General features: G+C 64.2%; 18 protein-coding genes. 8 read left to right on the top strand and 10 right to left on the bottom strand.

Annotated features, from left to right (window positions below):
• The first annotated feature begins 4 nt into the window (after positions 1-4).
• Both ACZ46S_RS08765 and ACZ46S_RS08760 read left to right on the top strand, forming a co-directional pair.
• Complete coding sequence (locus tag ACZ46S_RS08765) at positions 5-973, top strand: D-2-hydroxyacid dehydrogenase (protein WP_464064190.1); 969 nt, start codon at positions 5-7, stop codon at positions 971-973.
• Positions 973-2,229, top strand: a complete 1,257-nt coding sequence (locus ACZ46S_RS08760; protein WP_464064189.1) for a glycerate kinase type-2 family protein — start codon at positions 973-975, stop codon at positions 2,227-2,229. The genes ACZ46S_RS08765 and ACZ46S_RS08760 overlap by 1 nt, the downstream gene beginning before the upstream one ends.
• Before the next feature lie 127 nt (positions 2,230-2,356).
• On the opposite strand, the gene ACZ46S_RS08755 is transcribed toward ACZ46S_RS08760, so the two are convergent.
• Positions 2,357-3,616, bottom strand: coding sequence for an Hsp70 family protein (locus ACZ46S_RS08755; RefSeq protein WP_464064188.1), 1,260 nt, complete (start codon positions 3,614-3,616; stop codon positions 2,357-2,359).
• A 145-nt stretch (positions 3,617-3,761) separates the two neighbouring features.
• Between ACZ46S_RS08755 and abc-f the strand changes: the two genes are divergently transcribed.
• The 3 genes from abc-f to ACZ46S_RS08740 all read left to right on the top strand — a co-directional run bounded on the left by abc-f (position 3,762) and on the right by ACZ46S_RS08740 (position 8,653).
• Positions 3,762-5,384 (top strand): ribosomal protection-like ABC-F family protein, encoded by a 1,623-nt coding sequence (gene abc-f / locus ACZ46S_RS08750; RefSeq protein ID WP_464064187.1) that lies wholly within the window; start codon positions 3,762-3,764, stop codon positions 5,382-5,384.
• Positions 5,385-5,584: 200 nt separating this feature from the next.
• The gene (locus tag ACZ46S_RS08745) at positions 5,585-7,249 is read left to right on the top strand and encodes a phospholipase C (RefSeq protein WP_464064186.1); all 1,665 of its coding nucleotides are present in this window, start codon (positions 5,585-5,587) and stop codon (positions 7,247-7,249) included.
• Positions 7,250-7,270: 21 nt separating this feature from the next.
• Positions 7,271-8,653 (top strand): cytochrome-c peroxidase, encoded by a 1,383-nt coding sequence (locus ACZ46S_RS08740; protein WP_464064185.1) that lies wholly within the window; start codon positions 7,271-7,273, stop codon positions 8,651-8,653.
• A gap of 148 nt (positions 8,654-8,801) precedes the next feature.
• Here ACZ46S_RS08740 and ACZ46S_RS08735 read toward each other — a convergent pair whose 3' ends face one another.
• Genes ACZ46S_RS08735 through ACZ46S_RS08715 form a run of 5 tightly spaced genes read right to left on the bottom strand, consistent with a single transcriptional unit; the run spans position 8,802 to position 13,432 of the window.
• Positions 8,802-9,191 carry a PPC domain-containing DNA-binding protein gene (locus ACZ46S_RS08735; protein WP_464064184.1) on the bottom strand — a complete coding sequence of 130 codons (390 nt, stop codon included), beginning with the start codon at positions 9,189-9,191 and terminating at the stop codon, positions 8,802-8,804.
• On the bottom strand, positions 9,188-9,742 hold the full coding sequence (locus ACZ46S_RS08730) for a PPC domain-containing DNA-binding protein (protein WP_464064183.1): 555 nt from the start codon (positions 9,740-9,742) through the stop codon (positions 9,188-9,190). The genes ACZ46S_RS08735 and ACZ46S_RS08730 overlap by 4 nt, the downstream gene beginning before the upstream one ends.
• 10 nt (positions 9,743-9,752) lie before the next feature.
• Complete coding sequence (locus ACZ46S_RS08725) at positions 9,753-11,393, bottom strand: acyl-CoA synthetase (protein WP_464064182.1); 1,641 nt, start codon at positions 11,391-11,393, stop codon at positions 9,753-9,755.
• The gene (locus ACZ46S_RS08720) at positions 11,390-12,559 is read right to left on the bottom strand and encodes an acetyl-CoA acetyltransferase (RefSeq protein WP_464064181.1); all 1,170 of its coding nucleotides are present in this window, start codon (positions 12,557-12,559) and stop codon (positions 11,390-11,392) included. The genes ACZ46S_RS08725 and ACZ46S_RS08720 overlap by 4 nt, the downstream gene beginning before the upstream one ends.
• Before the next feature lie 24 nt (positions 12,560-12,583).
• A complete protein-coding gene (locus tag ACZ46S_RS08715) occupies positions 12,584-13,432 on the bottom strand; it encodes an IclR family transcriptional regulator (RefSeq protein ID WP_464064180.1) in 849 nt (282 codons plus the stop codon).
• 255 nt (positions 13,433-13,687) lie between these two features.
• On the opposite strand from ACZ46S_RS08715, the gene ACZ46S_RS08710 reads away from it, so the two are divergent.
• Genes ACZ46S_RS08710 through ACZ46S_RS08700 form a run of 3 tightly spaced genes read left to right on the top strand, consistent with a single transcriptional unit; the run spans position 13,688 to position 17,321 of the window.
• Positions 13,688-14,698 (top strand): TRAP transporter substrate-binding protein, encoded by a 1,011-nt coding sequence (locus ACZ46S_RS08710; protein ID WP_464064179.1) that lies wholly within the window; start codon positions 13,688-13,690, stop codon positions 14,696-14,698.
• Positions 14,695-16,572 carry a TRAP transporter large permease gene (locus ACZ46S_RS08705; RefSeq protein ID WP_464064178.1) on the top strand — a complete coding sequence of 626 codons (1,878 nt, stop codon included), beginning with the start codon at positions 14,695-14,697 and terminating at the stop codon, positions 16,570-16,572. The genes ACZ46S_RS08710 and ACZ46S_RS08705 overlap by 4 nt, the downstream gene beginning before the upstream one ends.
• An 11-nt stretch (positions 16,573-16,583) precedes the next feature.
• The gene (locus tag ACZ46S_RS08700) at positions 16,584-17,321 is read left to right on the top strand and encodes an SDR family NAD(P)-dependent oxidoreductase (RefSeq protein WP_464064177.1); all 738 of its coding nucleotides are present in this window, start codon (positions 16,584-16,586) and stop codon (positions 17,319-17,321) included.
• Between the two features lie 59 nt (positions 17,322-17,380).
• Here the strand turns inward: ACZ46S_RS08700 and ACZ46S_RS08695 are convergent, their stop codons facing one another.
• Genes ACZ46S_RS08695 through ACZ46S_RS08680 form a run of 4 tightly spaced genes read right to left on the bottom strand, consistent with a single transcriptional unit; the run spans position 17,381 to position 21,083 of the window.
• Positions 17,381-18,505: an S-(hydroxymethyl)glutathione dehydrogenase/class III alcohol dehydrogenase gene (locus ACZ46S_RS08695; protein ID WP_464064176.1), complete on the bottom strand. Its 1,125-nt coding sequence runs from the start codon at positions 18,503-18,505 to the stop codon at positions 17,381-17,383.
• Between the two features lie 24 nt (positions 18,506-18,529).
• A complete protein-coding gene (locus ACZ46S_RS08690) occupies positions 18,530-18,796 on the bottom strand; it encodes a metal-sensing transcriptional repressor (protein WP_464064175.1) in 267 nt (88 codons plus the stop codon).
• A 41-nt stretch (positions 18,797-18,837) separates the two neighbouring features.
• Positions 18,838-19,713 carry an SMP-30/gluconolactonase/LRE family protein gene (locus ACZ46S_RS08685; RefSeq protein ID WP_464064174.1) on the bottom strand — a complete coding sequence of 292 codons (876 nt, stop codon included), beginning with the start codon at positions 19,711-19,713 and terminating at the stop codon, positions 18,838-18,840.
• Positions 19,710-21,083: a carbohydrate porin gene (locus ACZ46S_RS08680; protein WP_464064173.1), complete on the bottom strand. Its 1,374-nt coding sequence runs from the start codon at positions 21,081-21,083 to the stop codon at positions 19,710-19,712. Before ACZ46S_RS08680 ends, ACZ46S_RS08685 begins: the two co-directional genes overlap by 4 nt.
• Between the last annotated feature and the right edge of the window lie 253 nt (positions 21,084-21,336).

Genomic DNA, 21,336 nt, shown 5'->3' with positions numbered 1-21,336 from the left:
GGCCTTGTCCAACGATAAATTGCGGGTGGTGTTTCTGGATCGCGGCACGCTGGGGCCCAGCGTGAAGCTGCCCGGCCTGACCCAGCCGCATGAGCTGGTGAGCTATGATGCCACCCCGGCCAGCGCGGTCGCGGCGCGCATCGAGGACGCCGATATCGTGATCACCAACAAGGTGCCGGTGCGCGCCGAGAGCCTGGCCACCGCCAGGAAGCTGCGGCTGATCGCGGTGGCGGCGACGGGCACGGATATTGTCGATCTTCCCGTCTGCGCGGCCCGCGACATCGCCGTCACCAATATTCGCGGCTATGCGGTGAACACGGTGCCGGAGCACACATTCGCGCTGCTGCTGGCGCTGCGCCGCAGCCTGCTCGCCTACCACAACTCGGTCGCCGCCGGGCGCTGGCAGGAGAGCGGCCAGTTCTGCTATTTCGACTACCCGATCCGCGATCTCGCCGGCTCGACGCTTGGCATTATCGGCGGCGGCGCGCTGGGCGGCGCGGTGGCGAAGCTGGGCGAGGCTTTCGGCATGAAGATCATCTATGCCGGCCGCAAGGGCGAGCCGGAGGCCAAGCCGGGCTACACCCCCTTCGCGGATTTCCTGGCCCAGGCGGATGTGATCAGTTTGCATTGCCCGCTCACCCCGCTCACCCGCAATTTGCTGGGGGCGGAGGAATTCGCGCGGATGGCCCGTCGCCCGCTGCTGATCAATACCGGCCGCGGCGGGCTGGTGAATGAGGCGGCCTTGGCGGTGGCGCTGCGCAGCGGCCAGATCGCCGGGGCCGGGTTCGACGTCACCAGCCCGGAGCCGCCGCACCCGGATAACGCGCTGCTCGGGCTGATGGATCTGCCGAATTTCATCCTCACCCCGCATGTCGCCTGGGCCTCGGAAGAGGCGATGCAGGCGCTGGCGGAGCAGCTGATCGGCAATATCGAGGCCTTCCTGGCCGGCAATCCGCGGAACCTGGTGGCGTGATGGCCCCGGAGGAGCTGCTGCGCGCCGGCTTCCAGGCCGCCCTGGACGCCGCCGACCCGAAGCAGAGCCTGGCCGCGCATCTGCCGCCGCGCCCGCGCGGCCGGCTGGTGGTGCTGGGGGCGGGCAAGGCCGCCGCCTCCATGGCCCAGGCGGTGGAAGCGCATTACGGCGCCCCGCTGGAGGGGCTGGTGGTGACACGCTACGGCCACGCCTTGCCGACGCAATGGATCGAGGTGGTGGAAGCCGCGCATCCGGTGCCGGACGCGGCCGGTCTGGCCGCCGCCCAGCGCTGCCTGGACATCGCCGCGGGGCTGGGGCCGGATGATCTGCTGCTGGCTTTGGTCTCCGGCGGCGGCTCGGCGCTGCTGACTTTACCGCTGCCCGGCATCAGCCTGGCGGAGATCCAGGCGCTGTACCGGGAGCTTCTGGCCTGCGGCGCCAATATCGCCGAATTCAACTGCGTGCGCCGGCATCTCTCGCGCAGCCAGGGCGGGCGGCTGGCGGCGGCGGCGCATCCGGCCCCGGTGCTGGGGCTGCTGATGTCGGACGTGCCGGGGGACGACGCCCCGGCTATCGCCTCCGGCCCGGTGGTGGCGGATGCCTCCAGCATCGCCGACGCCAAGGCGATTCTGGCGCATTACAAGCTCGACCTGCCCGCCTCCATCCAGGCGGCGCTGAACAGCCCGGAGGCCGAAAGCGTGAAGCCGGGCGATGCGCGGCTGGCGCGGGTGCAAACCCGCATGATCGTCACCCCGCAGGCGGCCCTGGAGGCGGCGGCGCAGCGGATCGAGGCGCTGGGGGTGAAGGCGCATATTCTCAGCGACCGCATCGAGGGCGAGGCCAAGGATACCGGCGCGGTGCTGGCGGCCATTGCCTTGCAGGTGGCCGCGCATGGCCAGCCTTTCGCGCCGCCTTGCGTGCTGCTCTCCGGCGGCGAGACGACGGTGACGCTGCGCAAGGGCGAAGAGACCGGGCGTGGCGGGCGCAATGTGGAATTTCTGTTGGCCTTCGGCCTGGCGGTGCAGGATCATCCGGCGATCACCGCCCTGGCGGCGGACACGGATGGGATTGACGGCATCGAGGAAATCGCCGGGGCAATCTGGCGGCCGGGCACGCTGGCGCGCGGCCAGGATGCGGCGAAGGCGCTGAAGCGGCATGATGGGCACGGGTTTTTTCAGGCGGTGGATGCGTCCATCGTCACCGGCCCCACCCATACCAACGTGAACGATTTCCGGGCGATTTACATAGATAAATAAAAGTTTTTGGGGTGCAGCCCTTTTTTCAAAAAGGGCTGCAAAACCTTTGGGGCGTTGGCAAAGTGTTGCCAACGCCCCAAAGGCGTGTGGGGACTTTTTGAAAAAACTCCCCACACGCCCAAAACTTTTATAACCCTTTATCTCGCCCGATCAGCGCCAACCCCTCCGCCACCGAGACAAACTCCCCGCCCGCCGACAGGCTCTCCGCCCCAAAGCGCCGCTCGAACAAGCCCCTGACCGCCGGCACAAAAGACGTCCCCCCGGTCAGAAACACCCGGTCGATCCCGCTGGCCTGCATCCCCGCCCGATCCAGCACCGCCTGGATGCACCCATCCAGCTTTGCCAGCTCCGGCGCGATCCAGCCCTCAAACTCTGCGCGCGCGATCTCACGGTCCAGGGTGAAATCCTCATGCTCGAAGCGCAGCCGCGTGCCCTCCTGGCGCGACAGCTCCGCCTTCGCCCGGCTCACCGCCTGGTAGAGATGATACCCGCTCTCATCCTTGATCAGGCTCAGCAGATTGCGCAGCTTCTCCGGCCTATGCGCCAGCCGCGCCACCTCCTCGATATCGCGCAGTACACGCGGGCTGCGCATCAAGGAGAGCTTGTGCCAATTGGCGAAGCTGGTGAAATACTCGATCGGGATCGGCATATCCTTGCCCATCGGCACCCGATACTCATCGCCCTTGCCCAGAAGCGGCGAGATCGCGTTATCGATGATCCGATAATCCAGACTGTCCCCGGCAATCCCCACCCCGGTATTGGCCAAGGTGACAATCGGCACCTCAGCCCCCGGGGTGAAGCGCAAAATCGAGAAATCGGACGTGCCGCCGCCGAAATCCCCCACCAGCACATGCGCCGGGCGCTGCAGCGCGCGGATAAACCGATACCCCGCCGCCTCCGGCTCATAAGCGGTTTCGATCTCCGGCAGCCCGGCGGCGGCGAAGGCGGCGCGCAGCCGCGCCTCGCCGAACGCGTCATCGGCGAACTCGCCGGCAAAGCGCACCGGCCGCCCGGCGACGATCCGCGCCTCCCGGTCATCCCCCAGCAGCGCCTTCAAAAACAGCGCGATCATCTCCTCCAGCGTGAAGGAACGCCCGAAAATCTGCGTCTGGGTAAAGCTCTTCTGCGCCAGATAGGTTTTCATGGACATGATCAGCCGGGCCTCCAGCGGATCTTCCAGATAGGTCTCCACCGCCGCCGGCCCGGCGGCATGGCGCAAAGCCGGGCGGCCCTTGCTCTCCTCCTGCCAGAAGCACAGCACGGTGCGGAAGGTCTCGAAGCTCACCCCGTCCTGGGTGAACACCCGGCTCGTCACCTGCCCATCCGCCCCCAGCTCCGCCACCACGGAATTGGTGGTGCCGAAATCGATGCCGAAAATGCGGGACATGCGGGAGCCTTGAGGTGAACGCGAAGGGAGCCGGCTTCAAGCGCATAAGCGGCGCCGGCGCAAGGGCGGTTTGCGGCAGAGCAGCATTGGGGTAAGAGCCAGCCGCCCATCCGACCACCGCCCATCCGACCACCATCGAGGTTTCATGATCCGCCTGGACAATATCAGCAAGCAGAACGGCGCCCGCCTGATCTTCATCGAGGCCTCGGCCGCCCTGCAACGTGGCGAGAAGATCGGCCTGGTCGGCCCCAACGGGGCGGGCAAATCTACCCTGTTCCGCCTCATCACCGGCCAGGAGCAGCCGGATGAAGGTAACATCCTGATCGATAAGGGCATCTCCATCGGGCTGTTCAGCCAGGATGTCGGCGAGATGGCCGGGCGCAGCGCCGTGGCCGAGGTGATGGACGGCGCCGGGCCGGTGAGTGCCGTCGCCGCCGAGCTCGCCCAGTTGGAGGCCGACCTCGCCGACCCGGACAAGTTCGAGCAGATGGATGAAATCCTGGAGCGCTTCGGCGAGGTGCAGTCCCGCTTCGAGGAGCTGGGCGGCTACGCGCTGGATGCCAAGGCGCGCGAGGTGCTGCACGGGCTCGGCTTCTCCCAGGAGATGATGGAAGGCGATGTCGCCCGCCTTTCCGGCGGCTGGAAAATGCGCGTCGCTTTGGCCCGCATCCTGCTGATGCGCCCGGACGTGATGCTGCTCGACGAGCCCTCCAACCATCTGGATCTGGAAAGCCTGATCTGGCTGGAGCAATTCCTCGCCGGCTATGACGGCGCTTTGCTGATGACCTCGCACGACCGCGAATTCATGAACCGGGTGATCAACAAGGTCATCGAAATCGATGCCGGGGCGCTGACCAGCTTCTCCGGCGATTATGAGTTCTACGCCCGCCAGGCGGCGCTGAATGAGAAGCACCAGCAGGCGCAGTTTGAGCGCCAGCAGGCGATGCTGGCCAAGGAAATCGCCTTCATCGAGCGCTTCAAGGCCCGCGCCTCCCACGCCGCCCAGGTGCAGAGCCGGGTGAAGAAGCTGGACAAGATCGACCGGGTGGAGCCGCCCAAGCGCCGCCAGACCATCGAGTTCGAATTCAAGCCGGCCCCGCGCTCGGGCGAGGATGTCGCTAATTTGCGCGGCGTTTCAAAGACTTATGGCTCCAAGGTGATCTACGACAATCTGGACCTGCTGATCCGCCGCAAGGAGCGCTGCTGCGTGCTCGGCATCAATGGCGCCGGCAAATCCACGCTCTTGAAGCTGGTCACCGGCAGCACCGCGCCGGATGCCGGCACCGTTACCCTCGGCGGCAGCGTGAAGATGGGCTATTTCGCCCAGCACGCGATGGATCTGCTGGACGGCGGTGCCACCATTTTCGAGGCGCTGGATGCCGCCTTCCCGCAGGCCGGGCAGGGCGTGCTGCGCAGCCTGGCGGGTGCCTTCGGGTTTTCGGGCGATGAGGTGGAAAAGCGCGTGCGCGTGCTCTCCGGCGGCGAAAAAGCCCGGCTGGTGATGGCGATGATGCTGTTCGACCCGCCGAATTTCCTGGTGCTCGACGAGCCCACCAACCATCTCGACCTCGCCACCAAGGAAATGCTGATTACCGCTCTGGCGAATTACGAGGGCACCATGCTCTTCGTCTCGCATGACCGGCATTTCCTCTCCGCCCTCTCCAACCGGGTGCTGGAGCTGACCGAGGAGGGCGTGCATTTCTACGATGGCGGCTATAGCGAATATGTCGCCCGCACCGGCCAGGAAGCCCCCGGCCTGCATAGCTGAGAGACTGTTTGAAACGCCACTCTGGCGGCCGCCAAGCGACTTTTGAAACAGTCTCGGAGGCCATTGTGACAGACCGGGCCATGACGCGGCCCGGCTGTCACAAATCATAAATACGTCACACGCAGACCTGCCCGCCGGGATTACCACGCCGCTTCGGATTAACAGTCCGTAAGTTCGTCATATTGCAAAGCAGGTGAACCATGAATATCCGCCGGGCTCTTTTGTGCGCCTCCATGATGGTCTCGTCGATCACCCCCGCGGCGGCGCAGACCGCCAGCCTCGGCGCCACCGCGCCAGCCTCCGCCAGCGCCGCGACGCGGTACACGGACCAGCTGCCGACCGCGACGCCGATCAAGCATCTGGTCATCATCTATGGCGAAAACGTCTCCTTCGACCATTATTTCGCCACCTACCCGAAGGCCACCAACCCGGCCGGTGAGCCGGCCTTCCGTGGCAGCCTGCATGGCCAGAAAATCGATAATCTGGTCACCGCCAATTTGCTGAGCAATAACCCGAACTTCACCAACACCGCCAACGGCGCCGGGGCCGCCAACCCGTTCCGGCTGGACCGCACCCAGGCCGCCACCGCCGACCAGAACCATGCCTACAAGCCCGAGCAGGAAGCCTATGATAACGGCAAGATGGACCTGTTCCCCAAATATACCGGCAAGGCCAGCGCCGGCGGCGCCGGCGCCTTTGGCACCAAGGGCCAGGTGATGGGCTATTTCGACGGCAACACCGTCACCGCCCTCTGGAACTACGCCCAGGGCTACGCGATGAGCGACAATGCCTGGACCGACACCTACGGCCCCTCCACCCCCGGCGCGCTGGCGGTGGTCTCCGGCCAGACCAACGGCGCCGTGCCGGTGCTCGGCACCTCGCCCAACCTGAACCCGGACGGCCAGGGCGGCTTCACCGATGACGGCGATATCGACCCCGCCTACGATGTCTGCTCCAGCAAGAAGGTTACCTTCAAGATGGAGGGCCAGAATATCGGCGATCTGCTGAACCAGAAGAAGATCACCTGGGGCGGCTTCATGGGCGGCTTCGATCTCGGCCTCACCAACCCCAACGGCACCACTGGCTGCAAGCGGTCCAGCTTCGCCACCGCGGTCGATGCCCCCACCGCCGACTATATCCCGCACCATAACTGGTTCCAGTATTACGCCTCCACCGCCAACTACACCCATGCCCGCCCGGCGGCGCTGGACGATATCGGCTACAGCTTCGCGCCATCCGGCGCCGCCGATCCGGCCAACCATGAATATGATCTGAAGGATTTCGAGGCGGCGGTGAGCAAGGGTGTGTACCCGGCCGTCTCCTATCTGAAGCTGATCGCGGCCCAGGATGCCCATGCCGGCTATTCCGACCCGCTGGACGAGCAGGAAGGCGTGGTGAAGGTCATCAACTTCCTTATGCGGCAGCCGGATTGGAAGAACACCGCCATCATCATCACCTATGATGATTCCGATGGCTGGTACGACCATGCCTTCGTGACCCCGACCACCTCCTCCTTCAGCCCGATGGACGCGCTGAACGGCAAGGGGGTCTGCGGGGCCGGCACCGAGCCGATGGGTTTGGCCGGCAAGCCGGTGCACGGGCTCTGCGGCCCCGGCACGCGCATCCCCTTCATGGTGATCTCGCCCTACGCGAAGAAAGGTTTCATCGCCCATACGCTGATCAGCCAGGCTTCGGTGGTGAAATTCATCGAGGATAACTGGCTGGGCGGTGCGCGCCTGGGCGGCGGCTCCTTCGATGCCAATGCCGGCTCGATCATGGATATGTTCGATTTCAAGACCGCGCCGAAGGGCCGTGATGTGATGCTGCTGGATGCCGATACCGGCACCGCCGCGCACGCCGAATAACCACGGCCGGGTGCCCGCGAGATGCGTCTCTGGTCTAGCCTGCTGCTTCTCGCGGCGCTTTGTCTCTGCATCTTCGCGGGATGGGTCCTCTCCGGCCCCATCCCGCTGAGCGACTGGGCTTCCGCCCCGCTGGCCAGTCTCGCGCTGGCTCAGGGCAAGAACCCAGCACCCATTCAGCTCGTCCGCCCGGTGGCGCCGGCGTCCTATTCGGCGATGGCGCAGCTCGGCCAGACGCTGTTCTTCGATAAAACCCTCTCCGCCTCCGGCCAGCTCTCCTGCGCCTCCTGCCACGACCCGCAAAACCATTACGGCCCGCCGACCGCCTCCCCGGTGGTCTATGGCGGCCCGGAGATGAAAAGCCCCGGCCTGCGCGCCGTGCCCTCGCTGGATTATCTGAGCACCCAGGCGAATTTCTCCATCGGCCCGGAGCAGGGCGAAAACGACACGCCGCCCACCTTGCCGCAGCTCGCCGCGGCCGCCGCCACCGCCCAACGCGCCACCAAGACCGCGCAAAGCACCGCCAGCGCCGCCGCCAACCTCGTGCCGATGGGCGGGCTGTTCTGGGATGGCCGCGCCGATACGTTGATGGCGCAGGCGAAGGGCCCGCTCACCAGCCCCTTCGAGATGGATGGCGGCAGCGACGCCACCATCGCCGCCAAGCTGCAGGCCAGCCCCTACGCCGCGCAATTCACCGCCTTGTTCGGCGATGATATTTTCCAGAACCCCCGCTTCGTGGTCGCCGAGGCGCTGTTCGCGATCGCGCGCTATGAGATGGAGGACCAGGATTTCCATCCTTTCACCAGCAAATATGATTATTGGCTGGAAGGCAAAGCCCGCATGAGCCAGGCGGAAATGCGCGGCTACCAGCTGTTCAACGACCCGGCCAAGGGCGATTGCGCCGCCTGCCATCTGGATCAGCCCAGCCCCGACCACCGCCCGCCTCTGTTCACCGATACCCAGTACGAAGCGCTGGGCGTGCCGCGCAACCCGCACATCCCGGCCAACGCCAACCCGGATTATTTCGATATGGGGCTGTGCGGGCCGATCCGCGAGGATTTGAAAAGCCTGACGCAATATTGCGGCATGTTCCTCACCCCAACGCTACGCAACAGCGCCACGCGGAAAGTGTTTTTCCATAACGGCTTTTATCATAATCTGCATGACGTGGTGGAATTCTATAATCTGCGCGATGTCGAGCCCGGCAAGATCTACCCGACCGGCCCCGACGGCAAGGTCGAGACATTCAACGATCTGCCGGCGAAATATCAGGCGAATATCGACAGGACCGACCCGCCGCTGAACCGCAAGCTGGGCGATGCCCCGGCGCTGAGCGAGGCGGAGGTGAACGACATCGTCGCCTTCCTGAAAACGCTGACGGATGGCTACCGCCCAAAGGGCGGCTAGCAAAAGTTTTTGGGGGGTGGGTTTTGGCAACGCAGGTGCCAAAGCCCCGAACGTTTTCGTCGCTTTTTTGAAAAAAAGCGACCCCTCCGGCGGCATTCCACCGCTGCTACGCAGCGGCGGAACCTTCGCCGCCTACGCCCAAAAACTTTTACTCTTCAGGCAGCCACTCTTCCAGTGTCACCTCGAATGTCATGCAGATCGGGTTGCCGCCGGCGATGAATGGCCCGCCAAAGACATGCCCTTGCGGGTCCGCCACCACGCCGGTCAGCGCCGCCTGCAGCCCGCCATCCTCCGTGCTGCGCACCTCTCCGGCGAGGCTGACAATCTCCACCGCCGGGCCCTTGATCAACTGCGTGCCGCCATCGCGCAGACCCAGACACGCGTCCACCAAACTCCCCAACGCCCCGCGCACGAAGGCATTGCGAAAGCCCTCGGCGAGGCAGAGCTTCTCCACCCCCTGCACCAGATCCTCATTCGGGGCGATGCGCGCATAGGCCACCCGCCCCATCGCCCCGCTTTCAGCGACGGCCTGGCTCATATCATTGGCTCCCTCAATGGTTTGAGAACGGAAATATTGATCTCTGGATCGAATGTCTGGCGCAGCTCGAAGCCTTCCAGCGAGGTCACCAGCACCGGAATCGGCCAGGGGCCGATGATCGTCTCCTCGGTGATGATATGCCCGCCTTGCACCGCGCCCGTGTCGGTGCGCATCGCCGCATGGCAATGCACCAGCGGCTTGCCCTGCGGGTCAAACCCCAGCGTCGCATTGCCGAAGATAATGTAGGTCCGCCCGAGCGGGATCGGCGTCGAGTAGGCAATCAGCGCGCGCTTGCTCGGGTCCGGCGGGGCGACGCAATAATCCAGCCGCTCCGCATAGCCGCCCAGAATGGTCATCGAGGCGCTGGTGATGCCAAGCGCGGCCAAAGGCTTCACCAGCCCATCATACAGGCTCTGCCCCGGCGCCAAGGCCAGCCGGATATGGCGCCCATGCGTCGCGTGCTGGCTTTGAATCCGCACCGGGTTGAACGGCCCGGGATGGATCATCGTGCGCGCACGCGGCGCTGGGGTATGGAGGCGCGCGGGGGCCATGCTCATCTCCTCATGCGGAAACGGAAGAAGGGGCATCCTGCGTCAGGCACCCCCGTGCATAAAGCGCGTCACGGACGATCTTCTTGGTGATCTTGCCATAGCCGGATTTCGGCAGCTCATCCCAGAAGAAAGCCTGCTTGGGCATCTTGTAGCGGGCGATCTTGCCGTCCAGAAACGCCATCATCTCCGCTTCGCTGATGCTGGTCCCTGGGCGCGTCACCAGCACCGCCACGCCAACCTCACCCCAGATCCGGTCCGGCACGCCGACAATCGCCACCTCCGCCACCGCCGGATGGGTCAGCAGCAACTCCTCCACCTCCCGCGGATAAACATTGGAACCGCCGGAAATATACATGTCCGAAGCGCGGCCGGTGATGAACAAAAATCCCTGCCGGTCGAGATGGCCGAGATCTCCGGTGCGGAACCAGCCATTGCGGAACGCTTTCGCATTCGCCTCGGGATTATTGTAATAGCCGGCAAACACCGCAAGCCCGCAGACGCAGATCTCCCCGGTCTCGCCCGGCTGCATCTCCTTGCCCTGCTCGTCCTGAATGGAAACCTGCATGCCCGTGCGCTCAATGCCGCACGTGCCGATGCGCGCCCCCGCATGGTCCTCCGGCTCGTGCAAGGACGGCGGCAGCACGGTGATGTTGCCGGTGACCTCGCCCAGCCCGAAATACTGCACCAGCACACGGCCCAGTTTACGTAGGGCGAATTTCTGGTCCTCCCGGTACATCGGCGCGCCGGCATAGATCACATAGCGCAGCGAGGAATGATCATGCTCATCCACCGCCTTATGCTCGGTCAGCAGCTTCACGATGGTCGGCACCGTGAACATGTTGGTGATCCTCCAGCGCGCCACCAGCCCCCACACCTCGTCCGGATCCAGCCTGTCGCTGGCCGGCAATACGGTTTTCACCGCCCGCGCCACCTGTACCAGCTGATGAATCCCCGCCCCGTGCGAAAGCGGTGCCACCACCAGCGAGGCATCCTCATGCGTGGTGCCGGGCATCAGATCGCAAAGATGGTTGGTGATCACAAACCCCATCTGCCCATGCGTCAGCACCCCCGCCTTCGGCCGGCCGGTGGTGCCGGAGGTGAAGAAGAACCAGCACGGATCATCATAGGTTACATCCATAAGCGCGCAGCTCTGGCCTGCATGTTCAGCCACCAGCGCGTCGTAGGTCTCGCGACCCTCGCCGATGGTGATGAGATGCTCAAGCCCGCCCACCGCCTCATGCACCGCCTGCGCGTGCGCGGGGAAGACATCCTGGCAGATCATCACGCTGGCGCCGCTGGCCTGTGCCAGGTAGGCCACTTCCGCCGGGCTCTGCCGGTAATTGGTGGGTACCCAGACCGCGCCGATGCGAAAACAGGCAAACATGGATTCGAGAAGCTGGTTGCAGTTCCTGGACTGTACCAGAATCCGGTCGCCCTTCACCACACCGCGCGCGGTAAGTGCCAGCGCCATCGCATCCACCCGCGCATCCAGCTGCGCCCAGGTCAGATGCTGCTCCCCATGCACGAAGCCGATTTCATCGCCATGCCGGCGTCCGGCCTGACGCAGAAAATGCGAGAGATTCATCACCCGCTTGCTGCACGGCGCCACACCCCCGCGCGGCGCGGCTTCGATGGAAGACAGCACATTCATTTCTGCCGCTCCAGGATTGAGACGTAATTGGCAACGGCGGCGCCGCCCATATTGAACACACCCGCCAGTTCCGCTTTCGGCAGCTGCATCGCCCCGGCCTCGCCGGTGAGCTGCATGGCGCTGATCACATGCATGGAAACCCCTGTGGCGCCGACCGGATGGCCCTTGGCCTTCAACCCGCCGGAGCGGTTCACCGGCAGCCTACCGCCGGGCTGGGTCAAGCCGTCCTTGATCACACGCGCGCCTTGCCCGTGCGGGGCCAGACCCATCGCCTCATACTCGATCAGCTCGGCAATGGTGAAACAATCATGCGTCTCCACGAAAGAGAGATCGCTCAGCGCCAGCTTCGCATCGGCCAAAGCCCGGCTCCAGGCCGCGGCCCCGCCTTCAAAGCGCGTCGGGTCCCGGCGCGAGAGCGGCAGATAATCATTCACCTGCACACCCGCCCGGAATTTCACCGCTTTCGCCATGGCGGCGGCGGTCTCTGCATCCGCCAGAATCAACGCGGCGGCGCCATCGCTCACCAGCGAACAATCCGTGCGCTTCAGCGGCCCCGCGACATACGGATTCTTCTCGGATTCCTGGCGGCAGAATTCAAAACCGAGATCCTTGCGCATCTGCGCGTAGGGATTATCCATACCATTCTTGTGGTTCTTCGCCGCGATCATCGCCAACGCGTCGGACTGGTCGCCGAAACGCTGGAAATAATTTTCCGCCACGCGCCCGAACACGCCGGCAAACCCGCCGGGAATCTCGCCCTCTTCCTTGCGGTAGGAGGCGCCCAGAAGCACGTCGCCAATCTGCGGGCCGGGCAGGGTGGTCATTTTCTCCACGCCAATCACCAACGCCAAGCGCCCGCGCCTGGCGGCGATGAAATCGCGCGCCGCATAAAGTGCCGCGGAGCCCGAGGCGCAGGCATTCTCATAGCGCGACGCAGGCTTGAAACGCAGCCCCGGCACGCTCTGCATGCTCAGCGAGCTGGGAAAATCCTGTTTGGAAAACCCGTTATTGAACAGACCGACAAACACGCCGTCAATCTCCTGCGCCTCCAGCCCGGCATCCGCGATCGCCGCCGCGGCCACACGCTCGATCAGGCTTTCAACATCGGGGTCGGCCAGCTTTCCGAATTCCGTATGGGCCCAGCCCACAATGCACGAGTCTGACATGATCTTGTTCACTCCTCGGGTTTTCTAATTCGCCGTCAATCTGCGGGCTTGCGCGACGATATTGGTCGCCCCCGCCGGGCGTTCCTGCAATTCCGTCAATTTCGCCACCTCCTGCTGCAGCAGCCGCACCAGGTAGGTGCGCCGGTCCGGCTGCAGCCGGTTCTCGATCGCGGCAATGGAGAGCGCGCCCTCGCATTGCCCATTGCGCCCCAGCACCGCCACGCCCACCGCCCAGCTGCCGGCATAAAGCTGGCCGGGATTGAAGGCGTGCCCATCCGCCCTGGCCTCCTCAACACGTTGGCGCAGCAGCGAGGGCGGAAAGCCCGGATAGCGCGCCTGCAACTCCTCGCTGTTGCGCGCGATCAGCTCTTCGGCTTCGTCGCAGGGCAGGGCAGCGAGAATGGCGAGGCTGCCGGCGCCCACACCAAGCGGATGCCGGTCTCCCGCCTGCAACACGTAGGAGCGGATAGGAAAGCTCCCCTCTTCGCGATGCAGGCACACACCATGCAGATCCCGCCGCACCGTCAGAAAGGCTGTATCCTCCGAAGCCGCCGCCAGCCGTGCCAGGCTTGGCAGCGCCGCGCGACGAAACCCGTAGCGATCACCGGCAAGCGTTCCAATCACGTAGGCTTCAGGCCCGAGATGATAAAGCCGGCTCGCCGCATCCTGGGCGAGAAACCCTTCCTGCTCCAGCGCCTGCAGCAAACGATGCGCCGTCGGCTTGGTCAGGCCCGATCGCTCGACCACATCCGCCAACCGAATCCCCCGTCCGGAATGGCTCGCCACCAGCCGCAGTACCCCCAGCGCGCGCAGCAGACTCTGCGTCCCGCTCCCCTCCTGGCGCGCGGGTCCAGGCTCCTTGGCGCGCCTCATCGGCAATGCCGCGCCCGATTGAGTTGCAAAATCAAATCCATATTGTGGACCTTTCCCTGATTCTGATTTTAGATATTTGCTTTTATAATGTCTATGTCTTATGTTTCCGGCAAATAACGTCCTCGGGAGATTTTGAGTTTCATAATATGAACCTTTGAGCGAAAATGTCTCGGCGCCTGGGTTGGTTGGCGCATTAAATTTCGTCATGGTGATCTGACGACACGATCTTTCAAAAAATAAATGGAGGAAATGAGAATGATAAAATTGTCGCGCCGCGCCGCCGTTGCCGGTGCCGCCGCTTTGCCGTTGGTTTCGTTGATGTCGCGCCCGGCGCGCGCCGCGGATTTTTCCTATAAGCTCGCCACCAATCTGCCGCCGACCCATCCGCTGAATCTGCGAATCAGCGAAGCCCTGGCGAATATCAAGCAACAGACCGGCGGCAAGCTGGAAATCAATCTGTTCCCCAACAGCACGCTGGGCACCGATCCGGTGATGCTCTCTGAAGTGCGCTCCGGCGCCATCCAGTTTTTCACCCTCTCGCCGCTGATCCTCTCCACGCTGGTGCCCGCCTCCGCCATCAACGGCGTAGGCTTTGCCTTCAAGGATGAAAAAACCGCCTTCGCCGCGATGGATGGCAAGCTGGGCGAATATGTGCGCGGTGAAATTTCCAAGCGCGGCCTGATCGCCTTCGAAAACATCTTCGATAACGGTTTCCGCCAAATCACCACCAGCAACCGCCCGATCAACACCCCGGCGGATCTGAAATCGCTGCGCATCCGGGTTCCGCCCGCCGCGCTCTGGACCTCGATGTTCAAGGATTTCGACGCCGCGCCGACGACGATCAGCTTCAACGAGGTCTATACCTCGCTGCAGACCAAGATTGTCGATGCGCAGGAAAACCCGCTCGCCATCATCAATTCCGCGAAATTGTATGAGGTGCAGAAATATTGTTCCCTCACCAATCATATGTGGGACGGTTTCTGGCTGCTCGCCAATCCGGCGGCCTTCAACAAGCTGCCGGCGGATTTCCAGGCGATCGTGCGCAAGGAACTGAACGCGGCCGCCCTGCGCCAGCGCGTGGATGTGGCGGCGCTGAATTCCAGCCTGCAGAGCAGCCTCGCCAAGCAGGGGCTGGTCTTCAACAACACCGATCCCACCGCCTTCCGCGACGCGTTGGCGCAGGCTGGCTTCTATAAATACTGGAAAGGCCAGTTCGGCGCTCAGCCCTGGTCGCTGCTGGAGAGCTACACCGGACCGTTGGGATGAGCGGCCTGTCGCATATGCAGGCTCGCGCGTTGGAAGAAAGCGGGCATTCCGTCTGGAAGATGGCGGAACGCTGGCTGCGGGTGGCGGTGGAAATTCCCGCCGCCATCCTCGCCCTGGTCGAGATTCTTATCCTCTCGGCCAGCGTTTTTTGCCGCTTCGTGCTCGATAGCCCGCTGGTCTGGGCCGACGAGCTGGCCGGCATTCTGTTTCTCTGGCTGGCGATGCTGGGCGCGGTCATCGCGCTGCAGCGCGGCCAGCATATGCGCATGACCGCGATCGTGAATCGTGCCCCGCCCCGCGTCGCCGCCTTCCTGGAAGGCTTCGCGCTGGCGGCCACGGCCTTGTTCCTGTTGCTGATGATCCCGCCCTCCTGGAGCTATGCCAACAACCAGGCGCCGATTCTCTCGCCAGCGCTTGGCCTTTCGGACATGATCCGCACCAGCGCCATTCCCGTTGCCGCGATATTGATGCTGCTGCAGGCGGTCATCCGGCTGGGGCGCGGCAGCCTACGCACGTTGGGGCTGGCGGTGGTGCTGTTAGGCGTCATCGCTGGTCTGCTCTGGGTCGGGCAATCGCTGATCGCCGGCATCGGCAACTGGAATCTAGTTTTGTTCTTTGTCGGCTTGCTCGGGCTTGGCGTGCTGGCGGGCGTGCCGGTCGGCTTCTCCTTCGGCATGGCGACGATCAGTTTCCTGCTCACCACCAACGCCGCCCCGCCCAGCGTCATGCTCAGCACCATGGATCAGGGCATGAGCTCGCTGATCCTGCTCGCGGTGCCTTTGTTCGTTTTCCTGGGCGGACTCTTGGAAATGTCGGGCATGGCGCGGGCGATGATCGCCTTCCTCACCGCCATTCTCGGCTCCGTGCGCGGCGGGCTCAGCTATGTGCTGCTGGGCGCGATCTATCTCGTCTCCGGCATTTCCGGCGCCAAGGCGGCGGATATGGCGGCGGTGGCGCCTGTGCTGTTTCCGGAGATGAAAAAGCGCGGCATGAATGAGGGCGAGATGGTCTCGGTTCTGGCCAGCGCTGCGGCGATGAGCGAAACCGTTCCGCCCTCCATCGTTCTCATCGCCATCGGCTCCGCCACGGGCGTTTCCATCGCGGCCTTGTTCGCCGGCGGCCTCATCCCGGCACTCGTGCTGGCCCTGGCGCTCGGTGTCATCGCCTGGTGGCGCTCGGGCGGCGACAAGACCGAGATGGCCGAAAAAATCCCCAACAAGGAAAAATTCCGCCGCTTCTGGGTGGCGCTGCCGGCACTCGCCTTGCCCTTCGTCATCCGCTTCGCGGTGGTGGATGGGGTGGCCACGGCGACGGAGGTTTCCACCATCGGCATCGCCTACGCGGTGCTGGTCGGGCTGTTCGTCTATCGCAGTTTCGATTGGCGGCGCATCTATCCGCTGCTGATCGAAACCGCCTCGCTCAGCGGCGCCATCCTGTTCATCATCGGCGCCGCCAGCGCGATGGGCTGGGCCCTGACGCAATCGGGTTTCTCGCAGAGCCTGACGACAGCGATGCAGGCGGTGCCGGGTGGGCGCGTTGGCTTCATGGTCGTCTCCATCCTCGCCTTCCTGGTGCTGGGCAGCGTGCTGGAGGGGATTCCCGCCGTGGTGCTGTTCGGTCCGCTGCTGTTTCCTGTCGCGCAATCCATCGGCGTCAATGAGGTGCATTACGCCATCACCATCGTGCTGGCGATGGGTCTGGGGCTGTTCTCGCCGCCCTTCGGCGTTGGCTATTATGCCGCCTGCGCCATCGGAAAAATCAACCCTGATGCCGGGCTGCGGCGCATCTGGCCCTATATGGGCGCGCTGCTCGTCGGCATCGTCATCGTCGCCATGGTGCCATGGCTGACCACCTGTCTCATCGGAGCAAATTGAATATGGCTGGAATGTTGCAAGGAAAAATCGCTTTGGTCACGGGCGGGCTCTCGGGCATCGGCCTTGCCATCGCCGAGCGCTTCGTGCGCGAAGGCGCGCAGGTCATCGCCGCCGATCTCAGCACCGAGGCCACCGCGCTCGATGACTCGAAGATGGCGCCGCTGCAGATGAATGTCGCGGATGCGGCCAGCACGCAGAGCGGCATCGACAAGATCATCGCCAAATATGGCCGGCTGGATTGCGTGGTGAATTCCGCCGGCATCGGCAATGACATTCCCTTCCTCGACACACCGCTGGAGCTGTTCGACAAGATCATCGCGGTCAATCTGCGCGGCACCTTCATCGTCGGCCAGGCGGCGGCACGGGCGATGGTGAAAACCGGCGGCGGCGCCATCTGCAACATCGCCAGCGTCTCGGGCATGACCGGCAATGTCGGCCGCTCCGCCTACGGCGCCTCGAAAGGCGGCGTGGTGGTGCTGAGCAAGGTGATGGCGGTGGATCTGGCGGCGCAGAATGTGCGCGTCAATGTGCTCTCCCCCGGCCCGGTGGAAACCCCGTTGGTGGCCAAGATGCACACGGACTTCATCCGCAAACGCTGGATCGAGCGCACCCCGATGGCGCGCTATGCCAGCCCGGAGGAAATGACCGGCGGTGCGGTGTTCCTGTGCTCGGACGATGCCGGCTACGTCACCGGCCATGTGCTGGCCATCGATGGCGGCATGATGGGCTCCGGCCTCACCGCCGCCTAAATCGCAAAAGTTTTTGGGGGTGTGGGGACTTTTTTCAAAAAGTCCCCACGACTTGCGTTTCAAACAGCTTCACACGCGAAGCGCACCACCGACCGTATCGACTTCCCCTCATGCATGAGATCAAACGCCTGATTGATCTCGGCCAGCCCCATCGTATGCGTCACAAACGGCGCCAGCTGGATCTTGCCCGCCATCGCCTCCTCCACCATTCCTGGCAGCTGCGAGCGCCCCTTCACCCCGCCAAACGCCGTGCCCAGCCAGCGCCGGCCGGTGACCAGCTGGAAGGGGCGGGTGGAAATCTCCTGCCCCGCGCCGGCGACGCCGATAATCACCGACTGCCCCCAGCCGCGATGCGCGCATTCCAGCGCCGCGCGCATCACATTCACATTGCCGATGCATTCGAAGCTGTGATCCACCCCCCAGCCGGTCATCTCGATGATCACCTGCTGGATCGGCTTGTCATGCTCTTTCGGGTTGACGCAGTCAGTGGCGCCGAATTGTTTGGCCAGCTCGAACTTGCCGGGATTCATGTCGATGGCGATGATCCGCCCGGCCTTGGCCAGCTTCGCGCCCTGGATCACCGCCAGCCCGATGCCGCCCAGCCCGAACACGGCGACAGAATCACCTTCCTGCACCTTGGCGGTATTCTTCACTGCCCCCAGCCCGGTGGTCACACCACAGCCCAGCAGGCAGACATGCTCCGGATTGGCGCCGGGATTGATCTTCGCCAGCGAAACCTCGGCGACGACGGTATATTCGCTGAAGGTCGAGCAGCCCATATAATGATAGATCGGCTTGCCTTCATAGCTGAAGCGGCTGGTGCCATCCGGCATCACCCCCTTGCCCTGGGTGGCGCGGACCGCGGTGCAGAGATTGGTCTTGCCGCTCTTGCAGAACAGGCACTCACCACATTCGGCGGTGTAGAGCGGGATCACATGGTCCCCCGGCGCCACGCTGGTTACACCCTCGCCAACCTCAATGACGATACCCGCCCCTTCATGCCCCAGCACCGCCGGAAACAGCCCCTCCGGATCTTCCCCGGAGAGGGTGAAGGCATCGGTATGGCAGACGCCGGTATGGGTGATCTTCACCAGCACCTCGCCGGCCTTGGGCGGGGCGACGTCGATTTCCACGATCTGCAGAGGCTGTCCGGCGGCAAAGGCGACGGCGGCGCGGGATTTCATCGGCGGGGATCCTTCCGGGTTTTTTTAGCGAAGATAAGAGCGCAGCAGGGCCATCACCGCCTCCGGCGGTTCAGGCGGCGGGTCGCCAAGGGCCGCGAATTCCTCGCGCAGATGGCTCTCCAGCACGCTGACCATGATGCCATTCACCGCCCCGCGCACGGCGGCGAGCTGTTGCAGGATGGGGGCGCAGTCCGCCCCCTCCTCCAGCGCGCCCTCTAGCGCCGCCATCTGCCCCTGAACGCGGCGGATGCGGGCGAGAATTTTGCGTTTTTCCTCGGGATGGTGCGGCATGGCGCCCCACCCTAATATACTCCGGGTGAGTATGTCGAGGGCTAGCCCCCGAGGCGCCCCACCGGCACCCCGGCCACCTCCGCCTGGGCCTGGAACAGCCCGCCCGCGCCCGGTGCCGCCGCCAGCTGCGCCTCGGACAATCCGTGGCGCAGCGAGGTGAGAAACAAGGTCTTCATATCCGGCCCGCCGAAGCAGGGCATGGTGGGCGCGGGGGTGGGCGCGGCCAGGCTCTGCACCAGCCCGCCCGCGCGCGTGAACAGGTTCAGCCTTCCGGCTGAAACCCCGGCACTCCAATAGCGGCCTTGCACATCCATCGCCGCGCCATCCGGCCGGCCGGTCTCGTCGTCGAAATCGCGCAGCCGGACGCCATTGCGCAGCGTCCCGCCCGCCGGGTCGAAATCGTAAACATCCAGCTTGCGGGCGCGGGAATCGGAATGGAACAGCACCCGCCCATCGGCCGACCAGGCCAGCCCGTTGGAGGTGACGAGCCCCTCCACCCGGCATTCCACCCGCCCATCCGGCGTGATGCGATACAGCGCGCCGATCGGCTCTTTCGCCGGCGTGTCGTCCATGGTGCCGACCCAGAAGGCGCCATCCGGGCCGATCTTGCCGTCATTGGCGCGGGTGCGCGGGTCGGGCGGCAGCCGCGCCAGCAGGCTTTGCGCGCCGCTGTCGCGCTCCAGCAGAATGATGTCGTGCCGGCAGGCCACCACCAGCGCCTCGCCTTGCGCCAGGCCGAAACTCCCCACCGGCCCCGGCAATTGCCAAACCCGCCGCGCCCCGCTGCCCAGCGTCAGCTCATGGATCAATCCTTCCGGAATGTCGCACCAGAGCAGCGCCTGGCGCCGCGCATCCCAGACCGGGCTTTCCGTGAGCGTGCCTTGTGTGCCGGGCAGAGGGGCGAAGCGTGAGATCAATGCGAGAACACCTTTTGTGGCAGCCCGGCGAGCCGGACCAGATTGACAGACAGCTGCACACCGAAAATCAACGCATTGGGTGTGGCGCTGGCCTGTTTCGGATGAGCGAGATTATCCGGGTTTAGCACATATTGCACATTCGGCAGCACCCGCAGCCAGTCATTCGCCTGGATGCCGTAATTGACCTCGAAAATATATTCATTCGCCGCCGGCGTGCCGCTGCCGCCGGCCAGAGCGCGCTCCTGCTTCAGATAGGTCAGCTCGCGCCCGCCGAAATGCATCACCGTGCCAAGCAGGCCGATCGTATCATAAGGCCGGCTGGCGAAGGGCCCGGTATAGAGCGCGCCGACATCCCCGCCCCACTGGATTTCCTCAGGCGTATCCAGGCTATGGGTGAAGCCGCCGAAAATCCGCAGATTGCGGGTGGAGGCGGGATCCGGCCGGTAGACCACCTGGTTGAAGAAGGCATAAACCCCTGTGCGGCCCCAATGCGTCGCCGCCTTGCCGCCGGCGCTGGCCAGAGGCTGGCCGGCGCTGTTGTAGGCGGGGTCGCTATATTTCGAGCTGTCCCAATAGCCGCCCAGCTGAATCGCGGTGGGGTAGGCGCTCTGCTGGAAATTCGTCGTGTAATCCAGCTCCACCGGCACCACCACGCCGGTATCGTTCTGCAAGGTGAAATTCAGATCATTCCGGCCATAGGCGGATTGTTTCGGATTCACCTCGGAGGTGCCGATCATCAGATTGAGCGTGCGGTTGAGCTTGATCGTGGTGCGCTGCCCCCAGGTCGCGTACGGGTAGGCGACCAGCCCGACGGCACGGAACATCGAATCGACATGGCCGCAAAAGGCGTTGGTCATGAAATTGCAGTTGATCGGCGAGGTGCCGAAGATCGCGTCATTCATCCGCCCGGCGATGATATCCAGCCGCCCATGCAGCAGGCTCTGATCCCAGGTCAGCTCCGAAAGCCGGATGCCCTGGCCGCCATAAATCTGGTTGGCGAGCACGTTGTTGCCCACCGTGTCGATGGAAATATCCCGCCCGGTGCGCCCGGTGACGGTGACATGCAGCGCCCCGCCGGGAATCCCCGCCAGCGTCTGCATATTGAGATCCGCGCCGAGATTGAGCTCATCGGCATAATCCGCCCCTTGCTTATGGCCGCCGCTGACATTCCCCGCCGCATCGCCCGTGTAGTTTGAACGCAGATAGATGCCGTTATCCAGCAATCTCTGCCCGAGTTTCGCCAGCGCGCTGTCTGGATTGGCGGGGGTGAAATTGCCAGGTCCGGGCACCTGGGCCGCGGCGCCGGCGGCGGTGAGCGCCCAGGCGGCCAGCGTACCCGCTTTCAAGGCTTTGCGTGAAACGCGTTTCATCTTGTCTGCTCCCTTGAATCGTTTTTCGGCGCGTCACCGCGCCGGGCGCATAATTCGTAGCGCTACGAAATTGGCTATCACTTTCAAAACGGCGTGTCCAGCAGATAAGAATGGCCAAAATATATGAAAAAAACAGCTAAGACTCTGTCGTATTACGGCTTTGAACGGGCGTCGATTTGGTTTGACGAGCGAAAATAATAGCGCTACGAAGTTGTCCAGAACAAACGGCTTGCTGGCCGGGACAGGCTATGCC

This window comes from Acidocella aluminiidurans (genome assembly GCF_055383125.1).
Note: the sequence above shows the minus strand (reverse complement) of the source record. Positions and strands in the feature narration are given on the sequence as shown.